Source organism: Mesorhizobium sp. M7A.F.Ca.CA.002.04.1.1, assembly GCF_004022805.1.
Classification (GTDB): domain Bacteria; phylum Pseudomonadota; class Alphaproteobacteria; order Rhizobiales; family Rhizobiaceae; genus Mesorhizobium; species Mesorhizobium ciceri.
Window position 1 is genome coordinate 1 of the sequence record NZ_RZPL01000353.1, and the last position, 5,708, is coordinate 5,708.

7 protein-coding genes are annotated in these 5,708 nt (G+C 64.1%); 2 read left to right on the top strand and 5 right to left on the bottom strand.

The window, feature by feature from the left end:
- A partial coding sequence (locus tag ENZ75_RS18695; RefSeq protein WP_128278233.1) for an MFS transporter occupies positions 1-696 on the bottom strand: 696 nt, incomplete at its 3' end.
- Between the two features lie 121 nt (positions 697-817).
- Here ENZ75_RS18695 and ENZ75_RS18700 point away from each other — a divergent pair.
- Entirely contained in the window at positions 818-1,819 is a 1,002-nt protein-coding gene (locus tag ENZ75_RS18700; protein ID WP_063168533.1) for an ornithine cyclodeaminase family protein, read from the top strand.
- Entirely contained in the window at positions 1,816-3,297 is a 1,482-nt protein-coding gene (gene hutH, locus ENZ75_RS18705; protein ID WP_063168534.1) for a histidine ammonia-lyase, read from the top strand. The genes ENZ75_RS18700 and hutH overlap by 4 nt, the downstream gene beginning before the upstream one ends.
- 9 nt (positions 3,298-3,306) lie before the next feature.
- Here hutH and purU read toward each other — a convergent pair whose 3' ends face one another.
- From purU to ENZ75_RS18725, 4 genes are all read right to left on the bottom strand, one after another.
- A complete protein-coding gene (gene purU, locus ENZ75_RS18710; RefSeq protein ID WP_063168535.1) occupies positions 3,307-4,188 on the bottom strand; it encodes a formyltetrahydrofolate deformylase in 882 nt (293 codons plus the stop codon).
- Complete coding sequence (locus ENZ75_RS18715; protein ID WP_063168536.1) at positions 4,185-4,985, bottom strand: 3-methyl-2-oxobutanoate hydroxymethyltransferase; 801 nt, start codon at positions 4,983-4,985, stop codon at positions 4,185-4,187. The genes purU and ENZ75_RS18715 overlap by 4 nt, the downstream gene beginning before the upstream one ends.
- A 34-nt stretch (positions 4,986-5,019) precedes the next feature.
- Positions 5,020-5,334: a MocE family 2Fe-2S type ferredoxin gene (locus tag ENZ75_RS18720; RefSeq protein ID WP_013530832.1), complete on the bottom strand. Its 315-nt coding sequence runs from the start codon at positions 5,332-5,334 to the stop codon at positions 5,020-5,022.
- 11 nt (positions 5,335-5,345) lie between these two features.
- Positions 5,346-5,708 (bottom strand): fatty acid desaturase (locus tag ENZ75_RS18725; protein ID WP_206617061.1); only part of this gene is annotated, 363 nt, incomplete at its 5' end.

Below are 5,708 nucleotides of genomic sequence, written 5' to 3' on the forward strand. Positions count from 1 at the left end.
GTCCTCGGGATGCGCGATACGCTCGAGACCGTAGAGCAGCAAGGCAAGTCCCGCCGATGTCAGGAAAAAACCGGGCCAGTCGAGCGGCTTGGGGTCGGCCTCGCGGTCGCCTGGGATGAAACGGGCGACCAGCGCCAGCCCGATCACGCCGAGCGGGATGTTGATGAAGAAATTCCAGTGCCAGGACAGATAGGTGGTGATGAAGCCGCCGAGCACCGGCCCGACCACCGGCGCAAACAGTGCTGGCCAGGTGATCAGCGCCATGGCGTTGAGCAGTTCGGATTTCGGCGCATTGCGCAGGACGAGAATGCGCCCAACCGGCGTCATCAGCGCGCTGCCGAGCCCTTGCACGACACGTGCGGCGACGAACTGGGTCAGGGTTTGCGAGAGGCCGCAGGCGAGCGAAGCCAGGGTGAACAGGACGATCGCCAGCAGGAAGATGTTGCGCGCCCCGAACCGGTCGGCGAGCCAGCCCGACAGCGGCACGAACACCGCCATGGTCAGCATGTAGACGGTGATGCCGATGCTCATCGCCACCGGCGACACGCCGAAGGAGGCGCCCATCTGCGGCAGCGATGTCGAGATGATCGTCGAATCCAGCAACTGCATGAAGAAGGCGATGGCGACGATCAGCGCCACGCGCCGCGCATGGATGGCCGTTTCGGACAAGGTTGCGGTCTCGGGAATGGCAGTCATGACGGAACCGGTTTGAACAGCATCTCCCCGGCGGCGTCCAGAGACGTCGCAACAAACTTTCGTGTGCCGCCATGGCCTGCTATGGAATGGATGGGGCCGTCGAGGAGAGTATACGCGTAACATGAAGCCCATCTACATCGACTACCTCAATGCCCTCGACATCGATGCCCTTGCCATGACCGATGGCGAAATCATCGCCGCCGTCGAGGCTGGCCTGGTGGCGCAAGGCAAGGGCCAGACGGTGATCGAACCGCGCGTCCATCTCGAGCCGGACCCGTCCTTCCACGGCCATTTCAATGTGTTGCGCGGCTACGTCGCGCCGCTCGACACGGCCGGCGTCAAGATCGTCGGCGACTATGTCGACAATTACCTGCATGGCCTGCCTTCCGAATTCGGCATCCTCAACCTGTTCGACCCGCGCACCGGCGCGCCGCGCGCCATCCTCGACGCCACCGTCATCACCGACATGCGAACCGGCGCCGTCACCGCCATCGGCGCCAGGCATCTGGCGCGCAAGAATTCCAAGGTGCTGGCCCATATCGGCGCGCGCGGCACCGCCTACTGGAATGTGCGCCTGCTCGACCATCTCTTCGACTTCGACGAGATTCGCGTCCATTCGCGCCGCCCGGAAAGCCGCGACGGTTTTGCCGCCGAACTCTCCGCCGATCTCGGCAAGACGGTCACAGCGGTGGCCGACTGGAAAAGCTGCATCGAGGGCGCCGACATCGTCGTCGAGGCCTCGCGGCTGCCGGAGCCGCAGCCGCTGCTGAGGACCGAATGGATCAAACGGGGCGCACTGGTCGTGCCCTATGGCACGATGAGCGCGGTCGAACTGTCGTTGACCGACATCATGCAGAAAATGGTCGTCGACGATTGGGGCCAGTGCAAGGGCGGCAAGTTCGGCTCGCTACGCGCCCATGTCGAGACCGGGCGGCTGAGCGAGCAGACGCTGCATGCCGAGCTCGGCCAGATCGCCGCCGGCCTGAAAGTTGGGCGCGAAAGCGACGACGAAACGATCCTGTTCTGGCATCGTGGCCTGTCGCTGTCTGATATCGCATTGGGCAAGGCGATGCTGGCCAAGGCGCAGGCGCAAGGCATCGGCCAGAGACTGCGCTTCGCATGAGCGCGCTCGTCCTCACCGGAACCGGCGTCGGCGTTGGCGATGTCGCTGCGGTCGCCCGCGATGGGCGCAAGGTGGAGATCGGACCCGATGTCATCGGCAGGCTGGAGAAGGCACGAAAAGTGCTCGACCAGGCTGCAGCGTCCAGCCAGCAGATCTATGGCTTGAACACCGGGCTCGGCGCCAATCTCGGCACTGCTGTAGAGGGCGATGCCGGAGCCTTCCAGCGCCAGTTGCTGGAGGGACGCAGCGGCGCCGTCGGCGAAGGATTGCCGGTCGATGCCGTGCGGGCAAGCATGGCCGCGCGTGCAGCGATGCTGTCGGTTGGCGGATCCGGCCTTTCGTCTTCCGTCTTCGTTGCTTTGCTCGACGCGCTCAATGCCGGCGTCCATCCCGTCATGCCCTCGCTCGGTTCGATCGGAGCCGGCGACCTGGTGCTGATGACGGCACTCGCCCGCATGCTCACCGGCGAAGGCGAAGCCGACTATCAGGGCCGTCGCATACCGGCGGCCAAGGCGCTGATGATGGCGCGCCTCGCCCCGATCAGCCTGGCGCCCAAGGACGGGCTATCGCTGATCAACGCATCGGCGGTTTCCGCCGGCAGCGGCGCACTTGCGGTGACGGATGCCCTCACTGCCCTGGCCCAGCAACAGCATGCCGGGGCTCTGACCATGGAAGGTTTTGGTGCCAACCGCACCATCCTCGACCCGCGCCTGCATATGGCGCGCCCGGCGGCCGGCCAGCAGGAAGCAGCCAAGGTGCTGCACAATCTGCTCGTCCGAGACGACGCGCCGGCACCGACCACCTTGCAGGACCCGCTGTCGATCCGCTGCATGCCATCGGTCCATGGCGCACTGATCGAGGCGATCGGCCAGGCGAGACAGGCTGTCGAGATCGAGCTCAACGCCGCCGCCGACAACCCGCTGGTGCTGGGCGATGATGAACTGGTACTGTCGACCGGCAATTTCCACACCGCCGCACTGGCGCTCGCCTTTGAGACGCTCGGCCTGGCGATCGCCCAATGTGCCGCGGCCAGTGCCGCGCGCTTCATTCAGCTCACCGGTTCGGGCCGCAATGGCCTGCCGAAATATCTGTCGCCGGTCGGCGGCGCCTCGGCCGGCTTCGTGCCGCTACAGAAGACAGTGACCTCGATCCTGGCCGCCATCCGCCACAAGGCCAATCCGGTGATGCTCGACTTTCTGGCCGTGTCGGAGGGCGTCGAGGATCACGCCACGCAGACACCTCTGGCGGTTGCGAAATGCGCAGGGATGATCGCGCTGTGGCGGCGGCTGATCGCCTTCGAATTGATGGCCGCGGCACAGGCCGTCGACCTGCGCGACGGCTTCACACTGGCGCCGCGCACGGCCGCACTTCACGCGGCGATACGCTCGCTCGTCCCCATGCTGAAAGAGGACCGGCCGCTCGGCATCGACGCCGAAGCGCTTTACGCCGCGCTCGCCGGCGGAAATTGGCCGGCCTGACGCGGCTTCTCAGAAGACGACGGTCTTGTGGCCGTTGAGCATGACGCGGGCTTCGAGATGCAGCTTGACGGCGCGCGCCAGTACCCGGCTTTCGATGTCGCGCCCGACGGCGACGAAATCCTCGGCGCTCATCGCATGGGTGACGCGTTCGGTCTCCTGATCGATGATCGGGCCCTCGTCGAGGTCGGAGGTGACGTAATGCGCCGTCGCACCGATCAGCTTGACGCCGCGGTCGAAAGCCTGGTGGTACGGCTTGGCGCCCTTGAAGCTCGGCAGGAACGAATGGTGGATGTTGATCGCCCGTCCGAACAGCCGGTCCGACAGACCTTTTGAAAAGACCTGCATGTAGCGCGCCAGGATGACCAGTTCGGCCCCTGTCCGCTGCACCAGGTCCAGCAGTTTCTGTTCCTGTTCGGCCTTGTTCTCCTTGGTGGTCGGCCAATGGTGGTAGGGAATGCCCTCCAGCTCGGCGAAGCGGCGGGCATCCTCGTGGTTGGAGACGACGGCTGCAACCTCCGCGTTCAGCCAGCCGACCCTGATCTGGTACAGCAGATGGAGAAGCGCGTGGTCGAACTTGGAGACCATGACGATGATCTTCGGGCGGCGTCCCTGATCGACCAGCGCGGTCTTCATGCCGAAGCGGTCGACGCTCGATTCCAGGGCCCGCTCCAGACTGTCCCCGGTCGAGCCTAACGGGCTGATGAAGGCGATCCGCATGAAAAAGCGATTGGTCTGCCGGTCCCAGAACTGGCTGCTTTCGGCGATGTTGGCGCCGTTCGCGGCAAGCTCCGCCGTGACGGCGGCGACGATCCCCGGCCGATCCTCGCAGGAAAGCGTGAGAATATGAACCGGCGCGGCCTCGCCCGTCGCATCATTGCCTTGAGATTTCACGCCCCGTCGACCCTCTTCATGAACAGGCTGAGTTCAGCCGGATCCATATGCACCACATGCTTGTCTTCGGGATAGGCGAGACTGTTCACGTCGGCAACATATTCCGAAAACGCGGCGATACGCTCGGCCTGCAAACGATCATATTCGGCGGCGAAATTGCGATAGACCTTGGAATGACGGGGCATGTGGCCACGGTTCTGGCCGAGAATGTCGTCGGCGAACAGATATTGCGCATCGCAACCGGTACCCGCTCCCATCGACAGCATGATCAGCGACGTCCGCTCCGAGATCGCCTTGGCCACCTCGACCGGCACCACCTCGATCTCGGCGCCGATGGCGCCGGCGGCCTCCAGTTGCTTCACCGCCGCGAAGATATCCATGGCGGTGTCGGCGGTCTTGCCGACCGCCTTGAAGCCGCCAGTCCAGGTCGCCCGTGACGGGATCAGCCCGACATGGCCGATCACCGGGATATTGTCATCGGCCATCCGCTTGATCGTGGCGTAGCCGGCGCTGCAATAGACCGCGTCGGCGCCGGCCTTGTAGAGCCGGAAGGCCCAGCGCACGAAATCGTCCGCCGTGCCGATCTCGTAGAAATTGTCGCCCGGCATGGTGAACAGGCTGGGCGCCGCGTCGCGGTACTCAGGGTTGAGCACCAATTCGGGCGGCACCGAGACGATGTCGACCCCTGCGCGCTCCGCGGCCTCGGCCTCGTCCATCGTCAGCACACGCAGCATGGTCAGCTGTCGCTTGCCCTTCATGGCGCGCAAATCCGCCACCGTCGGTCTTTTTCGGCTCATCAAAAGGGTTCCCTCAGTTGCATTCGGCGGCAGGTCAGCCGATCTGGATCATCACTTTGCCAGCCTCGACCTTCACTGGATAGGTGGCGAGATTGACGCATACCGGTGCGCCTCGAGCCACGCCCGTCTTGTAGTTGAAGCGGCCATTGTGCTTGGGGCATTCGATGATGTCGTCCATCACCAGCCCATCGGCCAGATGCGCCTTCTCATGCGTGCAGTATCCGTCGGTTGCGAAGTACTCGTCATCGGGACTGCGATAGATGGCGAAGGTACGGCCGCCATGATCGAAGCGGATGACATCCTCTTCCTCGACATCGTCGACGCCACACGCTTCAACCCAGTCGGCCATCTGCTTCTCCCCTATTCCGCCGCCGCCGGAACGGTCAGTGCATGGAATTCGTCCCGGTACGGCCGCGCCGTCGGCGGCAATTCACGTTTGAGGAAATAATCCTCGTACTGAAGCTGCTTCAGCAGCACCGGCCAGACCTCGCGATAGGCATGCCACATCGAAGGGTTCGGCTCGGGCAGATCGTGCTTGATCAATTCGTGCAGCCTCGGCAGCGCGTGATAGGGCACCATCGGGAACATGTGATGTTCGACATGATAGTTCATGTTCCAATAGATGAAGCGGCTGATCGGGTTCATGTAGACGGTGCGCGTGTTCAGCCGGTGGTCGGTGACATTGTCGGCCAGCCCGATATGCTGCAGCAGGCCGGTCAGCAC